The organism is Planctomycetaceae bacterium (assembly GCA_041398825.1).
Taxonomy (GTDB): domain Bacteria; phylum Planctomycetota; class Planctomycetia; order Planctomycetales; family Planctomycetaceae; genus F1-80-MAGs062.
This window is the reverse complement of record JAWKTX010000015.1, coordinates 79,168-98,552: the sequence shown is the minus strand read 5'-3', so window position 1 is coordinate 98,552 and position 19,385 is coordinate 79,168. Positions and strand designations below refer to the sequence as shown.

Annotated in this window: 11 protein-coding genes; 3 read left to right on the top strand and 8 right to left on the bottom strand. The window is 54.3% G+C overall.

Annotation, left to right across the window (positions count from 1 at the left end):
- Positions 1 to 33 precede the first annotated feature (33 nt).
- The 4 genes from R3C20_22460 to R3C20_22445 form a co-directional block, all read right to left on the bottom strand.
- Positions 34 to 2,133, bottom strand: a complete 2,100-nt coding sequence (locus R3C20_22460) for a PPC domain-containing protein (protein MEZ6043269.1) — start codon at positions 2,131 to 2,133, stop codon at positions 34 to 36.
- A 230-nt stretch (positions 2,134 to 2,363) separates the two neighbouring features.
- Positions 2,364 to 4,904: a DUF1549 domain-containing protein gene (locus tag R3C20_22455; protein MEZ6043268.1), complete on the bottom strand. Its 2,541-nt coding sequence runs from the start codon at positions 4,902 to 4,904 to the stop codon at positions 2,364 to 2,366.
- Between the two features lie 275 nt (positions 4,905 to 5,179).
- Complete coding sequence (locus R3C20_22450) at positions 5,180 to 6,715, bottom strand: beta-ketoacyl-[acyl-carrier-protein] synthase family protein (protein MEZ6043267.1); 1,536 nt, start codon at positions 6,713 to 6,715, stop codon at positions 5,180 to 5,182.
- Positions 6,716 to 6,854: 139 nt separating this feature from the next.
- A complete protein-coding gene (locus R3C20_22445; protein MEZ6043266.1) occupies positions 6,855 to 7,877 on the bottom strand; it encodes a DUF1559 domain-containing protein in 1,023 nt (340 codons plus the stop codon).
- Between the two features lie 297 nt (positions 7,878 to 8,174).
- Here R3C20_22445 and R3C20_22440 point away from each other — a divergent pair, with 297 nt between their 5' ends.
- Entirely contained in the window at positions 8,175 to 9,125 is a 951-nt protein-coding gene (locus R3C20_22440) for a histone deacetylase (protein ID MEZ6043265.1), read from the top strand.
- On the opposite strand, the gene R3C20_22435 is transcribed toward R3C20_22440, so the two are convergent.
- The 3 genes from R3C20_22435 to R3C20_22425 all read right to left on the bottom strand — a co-directional run bounded on the left by R3C20_22435 (position 9,112) and on the right by R3C20_22425 (position 15,799).
- Positions 9,112 to 10,179, bottom strand: coding sequence for a hypothetical protein (locus R3C20_22435; protein MEZ6043264.1), 1,068 nt, complete (start codon positions 10,177 to 10,179; stop codon positions 9,112 to 9,114). The two genes, R3C20_22440 and R3C20_22435, sit on opposite strands and share 14 nt — an antisense overlap.
- Before the next feature lie 145 nt (positions 10,180 to 10,324).
- Positions 10,325 to 13,870, bottom strand: coding sequence for a DUF1553 domain-containing protein (locus R3C20_22430; protein ID MEZ6043263.1), 3,546 nt, complete (start codon positions 13,868 to 13,870; stop codon positions 10,325 to 10,327).
- A gap of 186 nt (positions 13,871 to 14,056) precedes the next feature.
- On the bottom strand, positions 14,057 to 15,799 hold the full coding sequence (locus tag R3C20_22425; protein ID MEZ6043262.1) for a hypothetical protein: 1,743 nt from the start codon (positions 15,797 to 15,799) through the stop codon (positions 14,057 to 14,059).
- 196 nt (positions 15,800 to 15,995) lie between these two features.
- Between R3C20_22425 and R3C20_22420 the strand changes: the two genes are divergently transcribed.
- Both R3C20_22420 and R3C20_22415 read left to right on the top strand, forming a co-directional pair.
- Positions 15,996 to 16,409 (top strand): GNAT family N-acetyltransferase, encoded by a 414-nt coding sequence (locus tag R3C20_22420; protein MEZ6043261.1) that lies wholly within the window; start codon positions 15,996 to 15,998, stop codon positions 16,407 to 16,409.
- 20 nt (positions 16,410 to 16,429) lie between these two features.
- Complete coding sequence (locus tag R3C20_22415) at positions 16,430 to 17,395, top strand: hypothetical protein (protein ID MEZ6043260.1); 966 nt, start codon at positions 16,430 to 16,432, stop codon at positions 17,393 to 17,395.
- On the opposite strand, the gene R3C20_22410 is transcribed toward R3C20_22415, so the two are convergent.
- The gene (locus tag R3C20_22410; protein MEZ6043259.1) at positions 17,392 to 19,146 is read right to left on the bottom strand and encodes a SulP family inorganic anion transporter; all 1,755 of its coding nucleotides are present in this window, start codon (positions 19,144 to 19,146) and stop codon (positions 17,392 to 17,394) included. The genes R3C20_22415 and R3C20_22410 overlap by 4 nt on opposite strands.
- Positions 19,147 to 19,385: the final 239 nt, after the last annotated feature.

Genomic DNA, 19,385 nt, shown 5'->3' with positions numbered 1-19,385 from the left:
ACCGCTTTTGTCATTTCAGCCGCAGCTGGCTGTTTATTCAGAGACACTGATTAACACCGGCTTGCTGCTGTAGGTCGCTTTCATTACGAAATTGATCGATACATTGGCCATGATGCAGCATTGATGCCGGGAAATGGCCGGGGCGTTCCCTGCGGCCACCAATGTTATCGCACCTTTGGTATTTTTCCCTGTCAGCAGTGTCTGACTGTTTTTCGCATCAATCGTCACACCTTCGGGCAGTGTGTTTGCAAATTTGCTGGAAAGATGTTGATAGAGCATGTCGAGAGTTACGTTCTTGTCAAAGCCCTCACTGCGGACGATCTCGACGTCAACTGTTGTGGATTCGCCGGGCTTCAGATGAATGTCGTACGTATTCAGTTTGACATCCAGCAGATCAGCTGGCCGACCAACCGCGACCGTATGCATCGTGACCGGCCAGTGGTTTCTGCCTCCACCTGGCATGTAGATTTCCTGCATGGAATGAGCATTGACGTCCAGTTCTACAGGTTCCTGTCCCTCGATCACGCGCTGGCCGGTGCCTCGAACGCGGATATTTGCCGCCAATGGAACAGCAGCTGGATCCGCGGTAAGAATAATGCAGCCGTCGACCCCCTTCCCTTCCTGAATGATGCCGCAGGCAGCCGTGACTCCATCGGGAAGTCCATCCACGTGCAGTTCGATGGGGCCTGTGAAACCATTCTTTCGAACGGCTCGCACAAACAGAGCAGCATTGGTTCCGGGAGTCAGCCAGCTCTTATCGCTGTCCATGACAAGTTCAAAATCCGGTTCGGCTCGCAATACTTTTAATCCGTAGACAAATTCCGCGCCGCCGCGCAGATGAACATCGCGTACTTCCACGGTGTATTTGCCATCGGCCGGGACAGCCCAGTTTTCGATGATCGAATCCTGAACCGTCAGCCTGCCAAGCAATCTGCCATCATCGTTTTCGGTGAGTGATTTTCCGTCGGCATTCAGAATGCGTACAACGGAATCCAGACCAGACCAGTGTCGGCGTGCAATGACTTCGACCGTGACACGATCACCTTTCTTTGCTTCGAAGACAAAGCAATCGCTGTCTGCTTCCTGTTCAATACATCCGGCTGCCGCGCCAGGAAATGACATGGCCTGAGCATCTGAGACGGTTCCGTTCGCTTCGTCTGTTTCCACGACCAAAGGCAGGTCCGTCACGACAACCGGGACCGGATTGGTGACTTGTTCATGGATCGGCAATGCAACATCAATTGCTTCCGGTGCACACGATTCCGGAGCAACCCATGACACGATCGCGTTCTCAGGAAGATTGGAACCAACAAGTTGTAATTTCGATTCTGTGCCTTTGGCGACAAGCATTGGCATTACGTTGGAGACAAACGGCCGACTGCTGATTTCGATGGCATAATTCCAGTAACGATTGCCCTGATATCGGACGTCGCGCACTTCCAGGACGAACTCCCCGGCAGGCAATTGCACCGAAAGAAACGGATCAGCTGCAAAGTTATTATCAGCTGCGGCCAGGGTGCTGCCTGTCTTCGCGTTTCGGATCGAAATGATGGGGTCGGCGTGCGTTTGCAGATCGTGAATTTTGTCCTGCAATCGCATAGCATGACAAACAAATGTCAGCGACCTGGGCTCCTGAAGTGCAAATCGAAAGAAGTCAACATCCTCCGATTTCTCGATCGCTCCGCAAACAGTGGCCGGAATGGCGATTTCCTGAGCCTGTTCGATCGTATCGTTCTTCGCTGTCTCCACAACAACGGGATCTCGCACCACAACGATCTGACCGAGTGTGCTCGCACCTGTGGGACCAACAATCCGGAAGTCACGAACGCCAGGCATCGCCTCGGAAGTCGCGGTGAAGCGAATTTTTATTTTCGTCAGTGAAGGTTCCTTGCCGTCCTTTCCCGGTTCCATCGGGGTGATGATTTCCCCGGTGACGCCTTCACCCGTCGTCAGCACCTGATAGGCACCAAACATGCTGTATCGCGATTCAAGTTCATGTTCCGAAGACTGTCCCACCTGAACTGCGACGGGCGACAGACTCATCAGCATCGGGTAAGAAGTCTGAGCTGTTCCCGACGGCATGAACAGCAAAACCAGAATGACGGCGGCAATTCGGTGAAACTGAATGAGCATCTCAACACCCTCGATTCCAAAATCGCTTTTCTGGTGCTTCCGTTGAGCGACCAGTTTGCTTGTTCTACCACGAAGTCTTCATTCCGGACCGGAATACCCTGTGGACCGACAAACTTAACAGCCTGTTAAAAAATGGGACTGGCTCGAGCAGGAGACCTCAAAAAAAACACGGTTTCCAGTCGTCCTGCGTGCCTGTCCCGGTTTTTCAGTGGACAGTTAAACCCTGTCGGTTATCGAATGAACAGGAACTGTTTGCTGTTGATAAGACTCCACAACAAGTCTTCAAAAAACTCCTGTCGTGAACCGCTTTCCGGTAGGAACTTCAGGGCTGTTGCCACTTCGTGTTCTGTGGGCCTGCGGCACAAAGTCACGCGATACAGTTCTGCAATGATCTGCTCATCTGTCATTTCAGTCGCCAGTAGTTGTGCAACTCGCCCGGTCTTGCTGCTGATTTTGCCTGCGACAATGTCACCATTTAAAGTGTGCAATGCCTGCCCAAGGTTCTCATCAGGCATGCGTTCGCATTCACACACACTTGCGCGACGAGGCTTGCCAAATGTATTCAGGAAATAATCGGGATACTCTGCATCGGGCAATTCAATTGCCCGCGTACCAGGTGGCAGTCCTTTGAACTTTGTTGTCGACGCTGTGACATAGTCAACTGCATCAAGCAGAGGCTCGGCCGAAAGTCGTTTGACCCTGAAGTGGGTGTAGAACTTGTTATCCGAAACGTTGGCTTCGGTTGGCTGAGACTCCAGTTGGTAGAGTCGCGACTGCATGATGACGCGAACAAGCTGCTTCAAATCGAATTGATGTTCGATCAGGTGATCTGTCAGAGCTTCCATCAACGCGGGATTGGTTGGGGGATTCGTAGCTCTCATATCGTCCACCGGTTCGACCAGGCCTCGCCCCAGCAGGTAAGACATATAACGATTGACAACAGAACGAGCAAAGTCGCGATTCTCCGTGGATGTCAGCCATTCGGCCAGCGGAATTCGACGATCCAGTTCGTGGTCTGTTTCATCACCGTCGAGCGGTCTGGGATTCATAATCTGGCCGGTGCGCGGGTGCCGCACATCTCCTGATGACTTCACCATGACAACCGTTTCGCGACCAAACAGCCCAAACTCCTGGCTGCTCTTGTTTCCAACGCGGGAAAAGAAGGCTGCGAAAGAGTAATAGTCGGCCTGACTGTATTTTTCGAAGGGATGGTGATGACACTTGGCACACTGAAGCCGCGCTCCCAGAAATAATTGCGCAGTGGCTTCGGCCAGGTCCGCAGAGTTACTGTTGATCTTGAAGTAACTGGCCGGGCCGCTGGAGTAAATCGACCCCTTTGCCGTTATCAATTCACGCACAAACTGATCAAAAGGTTTGTTGGTTCGAAACGACTCTTTGATCCAGTTGTGCATAGCCCACATGCGTTGTTCATCGGCTGCCTGGCCACTGCTGGTGTTTCGCAGCAGATCGGACCACTTCAGAGTCCAGACGGCTGCATACAGATCGTTGTATCGATCAAGCTCCGGGTCACCCGTCAGGCTCAGCAGTGAGTCGACAAGCCTGGCTCGCTTTTCTGGATTGGTGTCGGCAAGGAATGCGTCAGTCTGTTGAGGTGTCGGCAATGTGCCGACGGCATCAAGAAAGGCCCGACGAATGAATGTCGCGTCGTCACAAATGCCGGATGGAGACAGACCGAGTTCACGGAACTTGGCGGCAGCAAGTTCGTCCACGAAATTCTGACTGATCCAGTCTTTGAGTTCCGGGGGAGATGCATACGGGGACACAAACATGGCAATGTTGGCCTGCCCCTCAAATCGCACCATGATCGGTGCCTGACCACGTCCGACCACAGTCACCAGTCCATCAGAAGTGACAGACAGCACAGAATCGTCCGTGGAATCAAACTTCGCGACATGTGTCACATCTCGTTCTGAACCATCACTGTACTCCGCGATCACTTTCAGTTGCTGAGTCGCCTGTGGTTCGGTAATTCGCTCACGCGGATAGGCTGTCACTCGCCGGACTACGGGAGCGTCCTTGACGGGGCCGGCAGCACCAGTTGCCAGCCACGCAACGAGGGTCTGGTGATAGATGGAATTCGCGACAAGACGCTGGCCGCCACCGTGCGGCACCTGCATCAGTGGCTTTTTCAGAAACAGACTTTCCTCGGGTTGAACCAGATTTGTTCGGCGCTGCAGCCGGTCTCGAACGATGGACTTGTAGTCCAGATCCGGATCAAAACCGACGACGGATAAAACAAAACCACCTTTGCCAAACTGGCTCGCGTGACAGGCCCCGGCGTTGCATCCCAAACGACTCAGAATCGGGCGGACGTGGTTATCAAAAGTCACTGCGGGAACTTCGCCAATACCACTGACAGTCACATCCACTTGTTCTTCCAGTCCGGCGGCCTTCACGGTGATTGTGGTCCGGCCGTTGGAAACGGCAGTCAGTCGCCCCGAGTTGGATACCGAAACGACTGCCGAATCATGCGAATGAAACTCGGCCTGCTGTGTGAGATCGACTGCCGCCTTACTTTCGAAAGAATGGCCCGACGCGACCAGAATCTGTGCCTGATCAAAATGGCCACTCAGAGAGATCGTCTGCGGGAAGACCGCGATCGCACTGACAACAGATGCTTCGCTGCCCTGAATGAACGTCGTGCCCACATGCGCCAGAACAGCAATGGCAATGCTTGTTGCGATGACAGCACAGTTCCTGACGCAGGACAGCCAGCGAGCGAAACGCCGATCATGACGCGACCGATTCATGGTTCTACTCCTTGCCGGATGATTCGACTTGGATCTTGCGAGGAAAGTGGATGGGTGGGATTTCAGAGAACGCTTGCGAATCCAGTGGGATAGAATTCGAAAGTTGTCAGGCAGGTCAACGGGCCTGGCAGTCGATCACGAGAATCAGGACTTCAGAGGGCTGCCTGAATTCGGATCGGGGCCAAAACCCGCGGAAGGAGGGACATCTGAGGCTCCAGATGGCCCCGTCTATTATTGTCGACCATTCCCTGTCCTGCCATCCTTAACAGCAGATTTCAGGGCTTTGATTCGCGATCAAAAACCGCACAAGCCACATGACCGCCGAAGCCCAGTGATAATTTTAAGGCTCGCGATGAATGCGAAAAATGGGTTGCCGTTTTAAGTAAAGGCAAATTACAGCTGGGATCAACAGTCGTCAGATTTCGAGTGGGTGGGCAAACGCCATCCCGAAGTGACAGTAGCGTTAAAGCCGATTCCACACTTCCGGCGCCGCCAAGAAGATGGCCGGTCGCTCCCTTCGTCGCCGAGCACATTGGCAGTTTGCCCCGGGTCGCAGGGTTGATTTGCCGCCATGCTTTATGAATTCCCCGTGCTTCAGCGAGGTCGTTTGATTCGGTCCCCGTGCCATGAAGATTGATATGGTCAATCTGAGAGCCCGGCTGCCCCGTGCTGTGGCCGGAAGGGATGTGGTTGCTGAGATCAAGCGTGCGTACAAGAAGCTCTGCAACGATATCGCCTGACGTATCAATTTGCGTCATACCGGATGGATCGCTCAACCAGCCGCCGGCAGTGACTCGCGCCAATACATTCGCGCCGCGTGCTTCTGCATGGGCGCGCGATTCCAGCACAAACACAGCGGCACCTTCGCCAATAACAAATCCATCACGTGTGACATCGAACGGGCGACATGCTGTTTCCGGATTCTTGTGTCGAGAGGTCACTCGAAGGCGATGAAACGAGGACATCACCGAAGATCGCAACGCTGCATCGGCACTGCCAGCCAGACAAATGTCGAACTGTCCATGATGAATGGCCGACGACGCCTGCAGGAGGCTCACCAACCCCGTTGCACAGGCTGCAACCGGACAGCTGGAAGCCCCACGTATTCCTGTCATTGCGGATACGGCACGACAGGCCGCGTCTGTCGGAAAGGCATGCTGCCACAGCATATTGGAATCTGCCGAAGTATCGACGACTGCGGATGCGGTGGCAATGCAATCCATCAGCGGCGATCCCGGATCCGCATTGGTCGCCGCCTGATTCTCAGCGGGAAGGGTTGTCTGCAGTAGCGACGTTACGGCTTTATTGGGTGCATGGGGTGACGTGACAGCGCGATGAACAAGCCGTTCTGTCGATCGCAATCCGCCCTTGCTTGCGCCGAGAAATGATGCCGTCCGGAACGGATCCTGAAAGGGGAGTTCCAGTCCGGACTGCTCGATTGCCTCACGACACGCAACCAGAGTCATCGCCACAACAGGCTCGTCCAGCCAGGCGCTTACTATTCCCGCATCGACTCCCGTGTCTGCAGGATGATCCGAATGTCGTCCAGACAGCAGGCGACTACGAATAGCTTCGTGATTCAGCGGGCAACCCGCCAGGTTGAGGCCGCCGACATTGAGCAGTTGCTTGTAGTGGTCGATGTCCCGGATGCTGAGGTGTCGGGCAGCGGTTTCTCCTCGAAGAAGTCGCTGCCACGTCTGATGACAATTAAGTCCCAGCGGCGTTACGAGCCCGATACCGGTCACAACGACATCCAGCGAGGGATCTTTTTTTTCGACGAATGAAAGCACGGGGCGCGACAGGATTCTCAACGACCAACGATAGTCCGGTCATTGCTGACGCGGTGAACAAGTGATCCAATGGTCGTCATTGTATCACCGTAGCTCGATCAGATGGCAGCGAAACCCGCAACCGGCAGAGGATTTGGTTGGGGTCACGCGGCCCAAAGCATCAAAGTTCACCGACGATCTCTCCCCCGTTTCGCGTGCCCAGAGCTCGCCAGATGGTGAGAGCCACATTGCTTGAGATATTTCGAACCGAACCGTCGACCAGCAGGCTCTGGACAATCCCCGTATGGTGGCTGCGGGATGTCATCACGGCATAGGTCGGTGCACTCGCGCTTTGCCCTTCTCGTACGTTGACCCAATCGACATCCACTTCCGTCGATCCGTCGTTGTAGGGGACAACCGAGTTTGGCGTGAATGTGGTTGTGAAGCCTGTCTGATTGCTCCTTGCATCTACCCATTCCGCGTGTCCGGAAGTTTTGAGCACCCCTCCCAGTGACTGGATTTCGCTTGTTGATGTCGGCGCCGGGCGGGGCGAAATCGGTCCGGAATCCCGAAGGTAGTGCTGAAACGCTTTCACTTCTGACATCGCAAGCGTGTTGCTGGTTCCATCGGTGAAGTCTCGAAACGAAGTCCGGCTGTTGGGCCCGAAAGCCCCAACTCCGGTTCGATTGCTTGCCGGATCCCACACCAGCCACTCTCCATAATTTGCCGCGTAATTCAGTGGCCAGTGCTGCAGTGCCCCGTCGGGGTAGGCCTCGTCACGAACTTCGCTGGGGCAAAGCAGTACGGAAACTCGGGTTTTCGTTACCTGCGGTTGGCTGGAATACCCTCGACTGAAATCAATCAGACTCTGCAAATTGGCCTCCTCCACAAAAGGAAGCAACCGCGCCTGAATGGACCACCCGGCCGGATTGGTGGTTCCCTTCGTGTAGGTTCCTGCGGGTGGAAACACAGAATAGACATCGCAGTAATTGTGAAGGGCAAGCCCCAGTTGCTTCATGTTGTTTTTGCATTGGGTTCGCCTGGCCGCCTCGCGAGCCTGCTGGACCGCAGGCAACAGAAGGGCGATCAGAATCGCAATAATCGCGATGACAACAAGGAGTTCGATGAGCGTAAAGCCACGGTTTTTCTGCTGGCAGGTCTTCCTGTGCGTCTCAGGCTGGCAGGAAGTTGTCTTGAAAAGCATCGTCGTGAACCCTTATGGAGATGGTGAAGAATTCGTTTCGTGGGGGCGGTCACGGCATGCCGACGGCGGCTACTGCTGTGAAACTGAGACTCAGTATCATAATGCGTTCCGGAGGCTGCGGAAGCCGCTGTATGTTTTGGCACAAAAAAATGCCAAAAATACACGAGATGAGAATGAGTGCATTCGGGCCGTTCTCCAAACAGTCCAGCGTGCGTAAATTGAGGCTCAAAACCGCCACGATTCACTCGGGGCAGCCCCGTTTACCCAACGCCGACACCAAATGGACGACCGATTTACATGACGCTGCTGTATCTGGATGATCGTTTTCTACTTCATGAAACCGGGCAGCACCCGGAATGTCCCGGGCGACTGCAGGCTGTTCATGCAGCGCTGACTGCCGGTCCACTGCTGGATCAGGTGGAGCTCAGGACCGCGGTGACGGCACTGGACGACGATTTGTTGCGAGTTCATTCTGCCCGGCATCTGGAGATGCTCCGCGAATTTGCGTCCAGCGGAGGAGGTCGTATCGAAACGGATACTGTGATGTGCCCGCAATCCGTTGATGTGGCGTGGCTCGCAGCGGGTTGTTTGATTGATGCCGTTGAAAAGCTCACTTGTGGCTCGGAGCGGAACCACCAGCAGGCACTCTGCCTGGTTCGTCCACCTGGGCATCATGCCATCCCTGATGGCCCCATGGGTTTCTGCCTGTTGAGTAATGCTGCAATTGCTGCACGAACGGCCATTCAGAAATTTCAGCTGAATCGAGTGTTGGTTGTCGACTGGGATGTGCATCACGGCAATGGTACGCAGGATGTCTTTTACGAAGATGAACAGGTCACGTTTTTCTCAGCGCACCGCTTCCCATTTTATCCCGGGACAGGACGCCATTCCGAAACCGGTCGCGGGGCAGGACTCGGGACAACCTTTAATCTGCCCATGTCGTTTGGGATCAGTCGAAAGGACTATCTTTCGTCCTTTGAGCAGATGCTTTACAAAGCCGTTGAAAAATCGCGGCCGGACCTGATCATTGTCAGCGCGGGTTTTGATGCGCATGCCGCCGATCCCGTGGGGTCACTTGGTCTGGAAACGGAAGACTTCGAGACTTTGACGCGTCTCGTGCAGCAGGCCGCATCCGTTCACAGCAGCGGACGTCTGTTGAGCGTGCTTGAAGGTGGGTACAACGTGGACAAGCTTGCAGAATGTGTGACTCTGCACCTGAAGACTTTGTTGTCACCTAAGCAAAGTTGACCAGTCGTGACTGTTCGAGCAGGTTCTTTGCGGCAAGAACACTGCGAATTGTTTCGCGGCTGTCGTCACCATCAAACAACAGCACATCGATGAATGCTTCGTCAGGACCGAAAGCGCCGCCCAGAGTTCTGCCACCAGCCGAATTCCTGAGCGCTATGCCCAGTGCGTCCTCAATTTCGCCACGAAAATTCACTTCGTTACCCGAAGGAAAGACGGCCAGATCAAGTGCGACAAAAACAAATTCTGCACCGGTCCCTTCGAGAGGGTCTTCCGGAAGTGTTCCGTCATTCTCGATCAAATCATAGATGACCCCCGGGATACAGGTTGAACCGAATCGGCGAACTGGTCGATGCTCGTCAAATCCTTCTGGTATTTCGTAGACGGAATACGCATCCAGTGGTGAATACTTCTCCCAAGAGTAGTACTTCGCGACGCCGTCCACAAACGATGGCAGTTGCAGTAGTGTCGTAGATTGCTCACCGGGCTCGATCGGTTCGACGCAGATCCCACCAACCCAGTTTTGTGTCCCGAATTCTCCCATCGTTTCGTCGAGCAGCAGAAACGTCAGCTGCAAATGGTGTTGATCCGGGATGTGTTCAAAGGATGGATGCCACGCAGTGATATCAAGACGTTGTCGTTCAGTATCAACCTGTGTCCGCAGGATGAACCCATCGATCGTCACCTGATGCTTGTCACCGACAGCAAACTGCATGCCTCGCAGCGCCGTCGTATCTGACGGCTGCCGCGATCCGTGGAAGGTCCATCGCTTTAGCTCCGGGGCATGCCAAAGCCAGTATTCGGCCAGTAACTGATGGACAATCTGGCCCTCACCGGACACCGTGAAGGAGTGACCACCGTCTTTTCCCGGACCGAATACCCAGCTCAGGGTTGGAAGGAGCCGGTCACAAACTCTGGTCATTTCTGATGACAGATCGCCACAGCGATTCTCTACAATCGCCTGATCGAAATGATCTGCCTGACTGGCGAACCAGCCCCAGAATTCTGCGACGCGACGCCGGAAAGAGGTTTGTTTTTTCTTTCTTGGATGTCCCACAGTTCGTCAGCCGTCTCTTCTCAAGCGAATTCAAAACCGTCGTTCTGTTGTGGAGTCGACAAGAACGTCGCATCCGCGATTTATTTTGCCACCGCTGCATTAGCCACCACAGCATCGCAAACGGCTGCATCACGGTGTCAAAACGCTAATCCACAAACAGGAACTCATTCGAGCACAACAGCACCTGGGCCAGCTGCTCCAGGGGGCTCAGGCTTTGTATCGTGTCATGCGTGAAATCTGTTTCAGAATTCCACTGTTCGCCCTGGTTTTTCGCGATTGCTTCCGACGATGCGCCGACTTCGTGGAGCTGAATACGCCAGAAATGCTGATCACTATTCAGGACGTCGCCAATATCGCAGATAAAGTCGATCGTTTCGTCGGCTTCAACACTCAATGGTTCACAATTCAGATTTGCGGTCTTCTGATGCAGGATGGCTGTTTGCAGCAGTCCATGCCGTGAACTGACAACGAAGACTCGAATGCCGTCGCCCGGGGCCGCTTCGTGAACCGCCTGGGACTGAATCTGAATAGACATGGCTCGCGGTGCAGTCCATCGACGGATACTGGCATGCTGACGGTCATTTCCCGGATGTCCGCCTGTCGCGGTCAACTGAACCCAGCCCAGTTTCGGATCCGGCCAGGCTGCCCCGCCCTGCCACGCCGTGCCTGTGAAGTGCGGAAGAGGCTTGAAATCTGCCGCTCGTTGCGTCACTTCGTCATACCGGCCATAACCGTATGACCAGTCTTTTGCGGTCTTCGGTGGTCCATCAGAAGAATCCGCCGGTGACTGCGTCAGGAATTCCACCGCTTCGGTGAGCTGCTGCTGCGAAGGGTCGCGCTGTAACGCCAGTCGGTATAATTGCCGGACATTCGCTGCCGATTCTGAAGCCCCCTGATTGTTTGGATCGGTATCCCCTCCGGCAGCTTTCTGCATTGAAGTGACGCGCGACGCCAGGCTTCGAGCGTGCTCGATGGTTGACGGGTGATTCATCAGGTAAAGCGCCTGTTGTGGAACAGTAGTGTCGCTGCGCTGGGGAATATGCAGATCCGGATTTGCAAAATCGAACATGCGCAGAGTTCCTGGCAGAAACTGACGATCGATCAACCCGTACAGTGTTCGTCGCACTGGATAAGGTGCGGTAAACAAATTGACGGGCTTGCCGCCTGAAGTTCGATCGAGGCGTCCGGAAGCCATCAACATCGAATCCCGCATTTCCTCAAACGACAGCCGATGAGAATTCATGTGCCAGAGTAACTGGTTTGCCGGGTCCTTACGCAAAGCCGCATTGACAGCATCTTTGTCAGTGGGTCCCGTGGACGTCTGCTGAAATGTACCGGAAGACAGAATCAACCGATGCAGTTTCTTCAGACTCCAGCCTTCCTGAATGAACCAGTTGGCAAGCCAGTCCAGAAGCTCCGGGTGGGACGGTGGATTCGCACGCGTCCCGAAATCGCCCGGCGTCGAAACAAGACCCTGGCCAAAATACTGAGCCCAGACGCGGTTGACGATCACTCGTGCTGTCAGGGGATTTTGGGGATCTATGATCGCTTGGGCCAGTTCGAAACGCCCGCTTCCATCCTGAAAAGGCTGCCTGTCTTTACCGCTGAGCAACTGCAGGAATTGTCGCGGGACGTCGTCGCCTTTTTGAGCCGGATTGCCTCGCCGAAAAATTCGAGGTGTCGTTGGAACGGCGCGATCTTCCAGTATTACGGCGTAGGGCACCGGCTTATTCGCATTAATGACCCATCGATCCACTTCTCCCTGCAACTTCCAGAGTTCGTTACACGTGCCGGAATCGAAATCATATTCCGTATGCACGACCGGCTCATCCGGGACAACGCATGGCGATTCGATTCCGTAAAGAACTGTCCGAATTGCTTCGGCCTCCGGATTGGGTAGTGATATCGGTGCCGGTTGATTCTGTTCTCTGGGCTGCTCGAGAAGTTCCAGCCACTGCTGGTCAATCTTTCTGAACAGACCTGCGTAACGTTCAATCATGTCCTCGCGCGATGTTGGTTGGGGAGTAAACGCATCGGCAACCAGTGAATTTGTATGTTCGGGCAGCGTCAGACGTTGAGCCGGGTCTGCAGATGAATCGCCACGCTGAGAATCCAGCTCCAGCCACGCATGCCAGGCGGTGAATACGGGGTCATTGGTTTGTTTTGTGTGGCGCAGAAACGACTGCCAGCGGCGCACAAACGATGGAAGAAGATCACTGGTTGAGATGACCTGGTCGAATCCTTCTTCCGGATATTTTTCCAGCTCGAATTGTGCCTTCAGATAGTCTCCGATTCGTTTGCGGATGCGTTCGGATGTTGTCCGGCGACGTTCCTGCAAAGTGTCATTGAGCTTTTTTAGACGCGCGTTCAGCTCCGTCGTGAATGCATCATCCATCGGCTGGTCCGCAAGCGGAACGATTCGTTCCCGGCAACTTGCAAAGACACCATACAGTGAATAGTAGTCCGCCGTCGGGATCGGATCGTACTTGTGGTCGTGACATCTGGCGCATCCAACGGTCAGCGACATTGTTCCTCGAGTCACGACGTCGATTCGGTCATCGTAAATATCGCGCTGGACGCCCAGAAAACGCCGCCCCAGGGTCAGAAAACCCATGGCCGCCAGATCACCTTCTGTCCTGTCAGTCACCTGATCCGCCGCAATCTGAAGCAGGAGAAATCGATCGTACGGAAGATCGGCATTCAGCGATCTGACGACCCAGTCACGATACGACCACGCATGCACCCAAAAGCGTTCTTCTCTCGCATAGACGTAGCCTTTTGTGTCGGAATATCGAGCAATATCCAGCCACTTCCGCGCCCAGTGTTCGCCGTAGGCATCGGAGCCAAGAAGGCGTTCAATCAGCCGGTCAATTGCATCGGGGGCAGTATCCGTCTCGAAGGCTTCGACCTCATCAATTTCGGGCGGCAGACCGGTGACGGCATAAGACATACGGCGGATCAGTGTTTTGCGATCGGCCAATGGCGAGTGCTGAAGTCCATTCTTCACTAATCGGTCAGCAACAAATGCATCGATGGGATTCTGCAGAAACTGCGCCGATATCAGCTTGTTGCCACCAGGCAGCTCCGGGGAGATTTCAGGAATTGGCGGAACCTGAATTGGTTGAAATGCCCAGTGTGTCTTTGCAGCATCTTTCGCAGTCGAAGCAATCGGAGACTGCCGACTGGGCCAGTATGCCCCCGTTCGAACCCATGCTTCCAGTGCTTCACGCTGTGGCCTGGTGAGAGGACCGTCGGGTGGCATCTGAACGTCACCATCGTAGCGAATTGCCTGAATGAGATGGCTGGCCGCGACATCACCCGGCAGAACTGCTGGCAGACCGGATTCACCAGGTCTCCGTATCGACTCTGCAGAATCCAGTCGCAGTCCGCCCGATTGTTTCTCAGGTCCGTGACACTGAATACAATGCCCGGCTAACACGGGGCGCACATGTGTTTCAAAAAATACCTCGGCATCCTCTTCGCCGTCGTCCGTAATCAGAGGCTGCCCCGAAGCGCGAGCGCTACCGGGGAACAGAGCGGCTGCATCTGCCAGAAGGATCCAGGCCAGAATCAGGCCGCGGCTCAGCTTGAAGGGAACCGTGGCCTTTATCGCTCTCGCACCCCCGCGAACCCATGCCATCCATTCCGGAGATCCATTGATATCAGGATGGGATGGAATCGCAGATTGCATTTTTGAACCGGAGTTTCGAGTTACATTGTCAGGCTGGCGATGGTTGACCATAGTCTACAACTCCCAAGAGGCAGGACCTGGAAGATACCAACCGCGCAAAAAGAAAGCACCCAATTCGGAAATTCGAATCGGGTGCTTACTGTTTTGTCTGAGCGACAGGAGCTTTAACCAGTCACAGGTACAACGTTAGTTGCCAGGTTTCAGTGAGAACTGCTCCATCAGCACGCCGTTTTCGTCACCGACCCAGTAGCCACCAGCTGGAGCCAGATATTTTTCAATGGCTTCGAATGGAGGCAGACGCGTGAAGTCGATGCGTTCAAAGATTTCATCCATGCCTGGGAACTGATCTGCCGCACTTCCGCTCTTGAGCATTTCGTACAGAGAGCGATACTGGGCGGCTGGATGGCTGTAGCTGACGGCAACAGCGCCAGGTTTGAAGTGCTCAGAAATCTTCCTGTAGTCCGCAGCTTCGGCCAGTGACGGAGTGTCGGTGTCGTTTCTCAGTGCCTGTTCAACCATTGTTCCACCAACCCCAATCATCAACTGATTATTGGCGACTGTGAAGGTGACAGGCTTATCGCCTGTGGCTGAAATTTCGTAGAGCGTGACGCCCTGAAACTCTCGTGATTCACCCGGAAATCCGGGTTCTGATGTCAGCCGAGTCAGCAGGTCGGTCATGGCAGCGTTATCACGGACGCCCAGTGAAAACAGCATTTGGTCATTGCCAGCTTCTTCGCCGGGTGCCGAGACAAACTGTACAGTTCCATCCAGTTGATCGATCACATCTGTCTTGATGTGAATTTGAGGTCCCTGTGTCGCCAGACCATCAATCATACCCGCCAGAGCACCAGCACCCTGAAAGCCGTCTACGAGTGACTCAATTGCGGCGTAGGCTTCCGTGATATTCCATTTGGTCGAAAGATACGCGCTGGTTCCTTCTTTGACCCAGGCTGGAGGCGCAGGATTAACTTCGTCCAGCATGAAGACTCGCATCAGTGCCTGAGGGGGTTGTTCGGAGTAGATGAAAGAGCGGGAAACCGCTTCAAATCCATCAACGTTCATCTGTCCGACAGAACCAAAACCTTTCAGCTGGTTCAGTCCAAACGCTGGCAACATCATCAGACCCATGCTGGCCTGCGGTGTAATCTGCGGTCCCAGTGAACCCGACTGAATGACTTTTGTTGCAAGGCCCAGTGGATCGACAAACGCTACGACCATATTCTTGTCGTCGTCACTGTGACACTTTTCCATGACATAGCTGAAAACGTTGTTCGATCGAAGCCCGTCTTCACCTGAAGTCCAGTTGGTCAGAATCGAATCCATGATGGCGCTGTTGGTACAGAACACCAATCGGCCGTCCTTCTGAAACCATCCAAATTCCTTTGCCAGCGGGGTTGCCTGAGCAGCTTTGCCGGTAACGGTGTACATCGTTACTTCTGTACCATCGATCGTGGTCGGATTGAGTTCCAGGTTGGGTGCCTGAGACAGCCCGGCCTGAGCTTTTTCAAGCAGTCCGGTGACCTGAGATTCGTGGTCGCCGTAATCAGCAATCAGTACGATGCCAATGTTGTTGCCCACAGAAGAAATGGCAAAACTGAATTCTCCGGATGGAATCTCCAGCAGTTCTTCCACAGTCAGGCCCAGAGTATCCTGAACATTTGCAAATGCTTCATTGACCTCAGAAGAGAACGCGGACTTGAGTTCTGCTTTGAAGTCGTCAAATGCCGGGTCGGCTATCATCTGACCGGTGGACGAAGCGTTGAATCCCTGCTTCATTCGTTCCATGCTGGGTACCGCCACGTAGATGTAGGTGTCTTTCGGTAATACCTGATCGCCTGACAGCAGCGTCTGGCCATGAGCTGTTCCGAACATGCCTGCCAACGCCAGCGTCGATGCCACCAGCGCGCAGGTGAATCGAGCTCGAATCATGGGAAGTCCTTCTTGATTTGGTAAAGTGAGAGTCGTTGAAGCGACTGAATCTATCGAAACAGCTTGCAAGCGTACAGGCCGCTTGGCGATTCCTGTCATGTAGAGTAGCAGTCCTGCCGCTGTTCTGCTCCCGGTTCGCCCAACGCTCAGGAATCCTGGCAAATTTCTCTAAACCAACGAAAACCCGAAATTACCAATGCTGAACGACATCACCATTCAAATCGAGCCACAGCTGTCGGTCACAGACTTTGTTGATGTTCTGCGTCGATCGACACTGGCAGAACGCCGGCCCGTTGACGATTTGGCGCGAATGGAAATGATGCTAAGAAACGCGACCACGATTGTCACGGCCCGACGGAATGGGCTGCTGGTCGGGGTCAGCCGCGCGATCTCCGATCGGGCTTACTGTACCTATTTGTCGGATCTGGCCGTCGACCGTTCATGGCAAAAACGGGGGATTGGACGCCTTCTGATCCAGAAAACACACCAGGCGGTCGGCCTGAATACAACACTCATCCTGCTGGCTGCCCCTGCTGCTGAAACGTACTACCCGCACATCGGAATGGAACAACACCAGTCCTGCTGGCTGTTGCGCCCGTCCGAAATGTAGTACCTGAAGAAAGAAACAGTATGTCTGTCGAACAATCCAAGGGAAAACCAAATCAACCGCTCAAACCCCCATCCGGCAGGCGGATGGTGAAGCGAATCGCGGCCACACTAGCCGGACTTTTGATCGGCGGCATCGCTGTGGGATTGATTGAATCCATCAGTTCCGCGATCTATCCGCCTCCGGAAGGTTTCGACTTTAACAATCCTCAGCAGCTTGCGGAATTCGCTGCGCAGCTGCCGACGGGAGCGTTCGTCATTGTACTTCTTGCCTGGTGCGCGGGAGCCTTTATTGCGGGATTTGTGGCCAGGCGTCTTGCGCCGTCACGCAGTCTGATGCCGCCAGTCATTGCCCTGTTGATTCTGCTGGCAGCTACCATTTTCAACCTGGCGATGATCCCGCATCCGATCTGGATGTGGATCGCTGGTGTAGTCGTCTGGCCCCTGTTCGGCGTTGCGGGAATGCTGGCGGCTGGTAATCCGCCTGAGTCTCTGATCTTCGAATGTTCACGAACGGTGAACGCACCTTTGGCAAAGGTGTTTCAGGTAATTTCGAATCCTGACAAATTCCGTCAGGCCGTGCAGGGTATTTCCGGCATTGAGTTTTTGTCGGAATGCAGGCATGGATCCGGAACGCGATTTCATGAGACGCGTACGATCAATGGCCGAACATGCCGCACCACACTGGAAGTCGTCGACTTCCGGGAAAATCACATGGTCCGCATGGTTAGTGATGTGGGCGGTGCAGTTTGGGACACAGTCTTCACTGTTTCTCAGCCACGAGCGAAGGATACTCAGCCTGATGGTTCGATGAACACATCCACAACGCTCACGATGCATATGGAATCCCGACCACACAATGTGATTGCCAGATTACTGGCTCCCACATTGGTTCGCCTTTGCTCCGGCACAATTGAATCGGACATGGATAGCGTGAGAGATTACTGCGAGTCACTGATCGATGAATTTCCGCCAGGAATCCTGCACTAAGTTTCAGCCATCGCAGGTGCCGGAATCATGGGCCCGGTTGTGATGCGATCGGTGGCGATATGGTATTGCGGGTCTTCTGACAGGTTGACTTCCACGAGATCTCCCGCCCGATCCAGCAGCGATCGACATTCCGGACTCAAATGAGTCAGGTGAAGCCGTTTGTTAAGCTGCGCGTACTTTTCAGCCAGGGAATTGATCGCTTCCAGTCCGGACTGGTCGTAAACGCGGGTATAGTAGAAATCGATGACGACGTCGTCCGGATCGGATTTCGGGTCGAACAGATCCCGGAAAGATGTCACGGACGCGAAGAACAGTGGCCCATGTAACTGATAGATCTTGCTGCCGAATTCATTGAACTTGACATCCGCTCCCACATGTTTGGCCTGCTGCCATGCGAACACCAGAGCGGAAGCGATAATGCCAATCACAACGGCAGATGCCAGGTCGTGCATGAGAACTGTGTAGCCGGCCACAATCACCATGACCAGATAGTCCGATGCGGGCACCTTGCGCATCATTCGCAGAGAAGCCCATTCGAATGTGCCGATCACCACCATGAACATCACGCCAACAAGCGCTGCCATGGGAATCATTTCGATCAACGGACTCAGAAACAGCACAAACAATAACAGACAGACTGCGGCAACAATTCCGGACAAGCGTCCGCGTCCACCGGAATTGACATTGATCAGTGACTGGCCAATCATCGCGCAGCCCCCCATGCCTCCAAACAGACCGCACAGGATATTTGCAAGTCCCTGCCCGAGACACTCCCGATTACCGGATCCACGTGTTTCCGTAATCTCATCGACCAGAGTCAGTGTCATCAGAGACTCAATCAAACCGACGGCTGCCAGCGTTAATGCATAAGGCAGGATGATGAAAAGCGTGCCCGGTGTGAACGGTGGCAGAGCAAAGTCCAGAAAAAATGGTCGAGGTAATCCGGCGCTCAGGCTGACGGCCTCCGGTGGGACTTCCGGCAATCGCGTTGCAGTCGCCATTGATCCTTCCGGAAGATCATTGTCAGTGAGAGGATCTGTTGCAGGTGTGTCTTCGACAGAAGATGCCGCATTGGCGATGGCATTCGTGTAAAGCATGTCGCCGACCGTCAGAACAACACGTCGCTGGTTCTGTGCTGCCAGGCTCGGATCGAGCGTCGCATTCAGGACCACGGATAAGGCGCTGACGAAAAGAATGGCTGTGAGTGAGGCGGGTATGGCTCGTGTGAGTTTCGGCAGCAACCAGATGATAGCCATCGTTATGCCAATCAATCCCAGCATGATCCACAGCGCTGGTCCCTGCATGTAGGTCAGGCGCCCAACATTGCTTACCGTTTTGAAGCTGCCGAACTGAGCCGTGAAGATGACGATTGCAAGTCCGTTGACAAACCCCAGCATGACCGGATGGGGAACCATACGAATCAGTTTGCCCAGGCGACACAACCCAACAACGACCTGAAGCAGCCCGCAGAGGATGACGGTGGGGAACATGAACTCAATGCCATGTTGTGCAACCAGTGTAACCACGACAACAGCCATCGCGCCGGTGGCCCCGGAAATCATGCCCGGACGGCCGCCGAAGATCGCGGTGATCAGACCCAGGAAGAACGCCGAATACAGACCTATGATCGGTGAGACGCCCGCAACAAATGCAAACGCTACCGCTTCAGGGACAAGAGCCAGAGCAACCGTGATTCCGGACAAAACGTCGTTCTTAACGTTCTGTTCTCCGGACGCAAACAAATCAAGCATTGACTGAATTTCACAACAGAAGGGCATGGTGTTCTGCCGCAGGACGGGCAGAGGACAAAGGCCGGGACAACCGTAAATTTCCGTCATTCATGAAGCCAGTGTTCGCCGCAGGAAAACGCCTGAGGCCGAACCGGCACTTCCGGCCAAACGCAGGTGAACGACTGGATTCAACGTTCGTCCGGATCGCGAATGGAAGCGGAATGCGGAACCAACAGCCGGGCACAGCAAATTCTGTCCTG

Excerpts from the sequence above, each read along its gene's own strand:
- R3C20_22410 (MEZ6043259.1), bottom strand. The coding sequence starts at position 19,146 with ATGCTTGATTTGTTTGCGTCCGGAGAACAGAACGTTAAGAACGACGTT.
- R3C20_22445 (MEZ6043266.1), bottom strand. The coding sequence starts at position 7,877 with ATGCTTTTCAAGACAACTTCCTGCCAGCCTGAGACGCACAGGAAGACC.
- R3C20_22415 (MEZ6043260.1), top strand. The coding sequence starts at position 16,430 with ATGTCTGTCGAACAATCCAAGGGAAAACCAAATCAACCGCTCAAACCC.
- R3C20_22455 (MEZ6043268.1), bottom strand. The coding sequence starts at position 4,904 with ATGAATCGGTCGCGTCATGATCGGCGTTTCGCTCGCTGGCTGTCCTGC.
- R3C20_22425 (MEZ6043262.1), bottom strand. The coding sequence starts at position 15,799 with ATGATTCGAGCTCGATTCACCTGCGCGCTGGTGGCATCGACGCTGGCG.
- R3C20_22460 (MEZ6043269.1), bottom strand. The coding sequence starts at position 2,133 with ATGCTCATTCAGTTTCACCGAATTGCCGCCGTCATTCTGGTTTTGCTG.
- R3C20_22440 (MEZ6043265.1), top strand. The coding sequence starts at position 8,175 with ATGACGCTGCTGTATCTGGATGATCGTTTTCTACTTCATGAAACCGGG.
- R3C20_22430 (MEZ6043263.1), bottom strand. The coding sequence starts at position 13,870 with ATGCAATCTGCGATTCCATCCCATCCTGATATCAATGGATCTCCGGAA.
- R3C20_22420 (MEZ6043261.1), top strand. The coding sequence starts at position 15,996 with ATGCTGAACGACATCACCATTCAAATCGAGCCACAGCTGTCGGTCACA.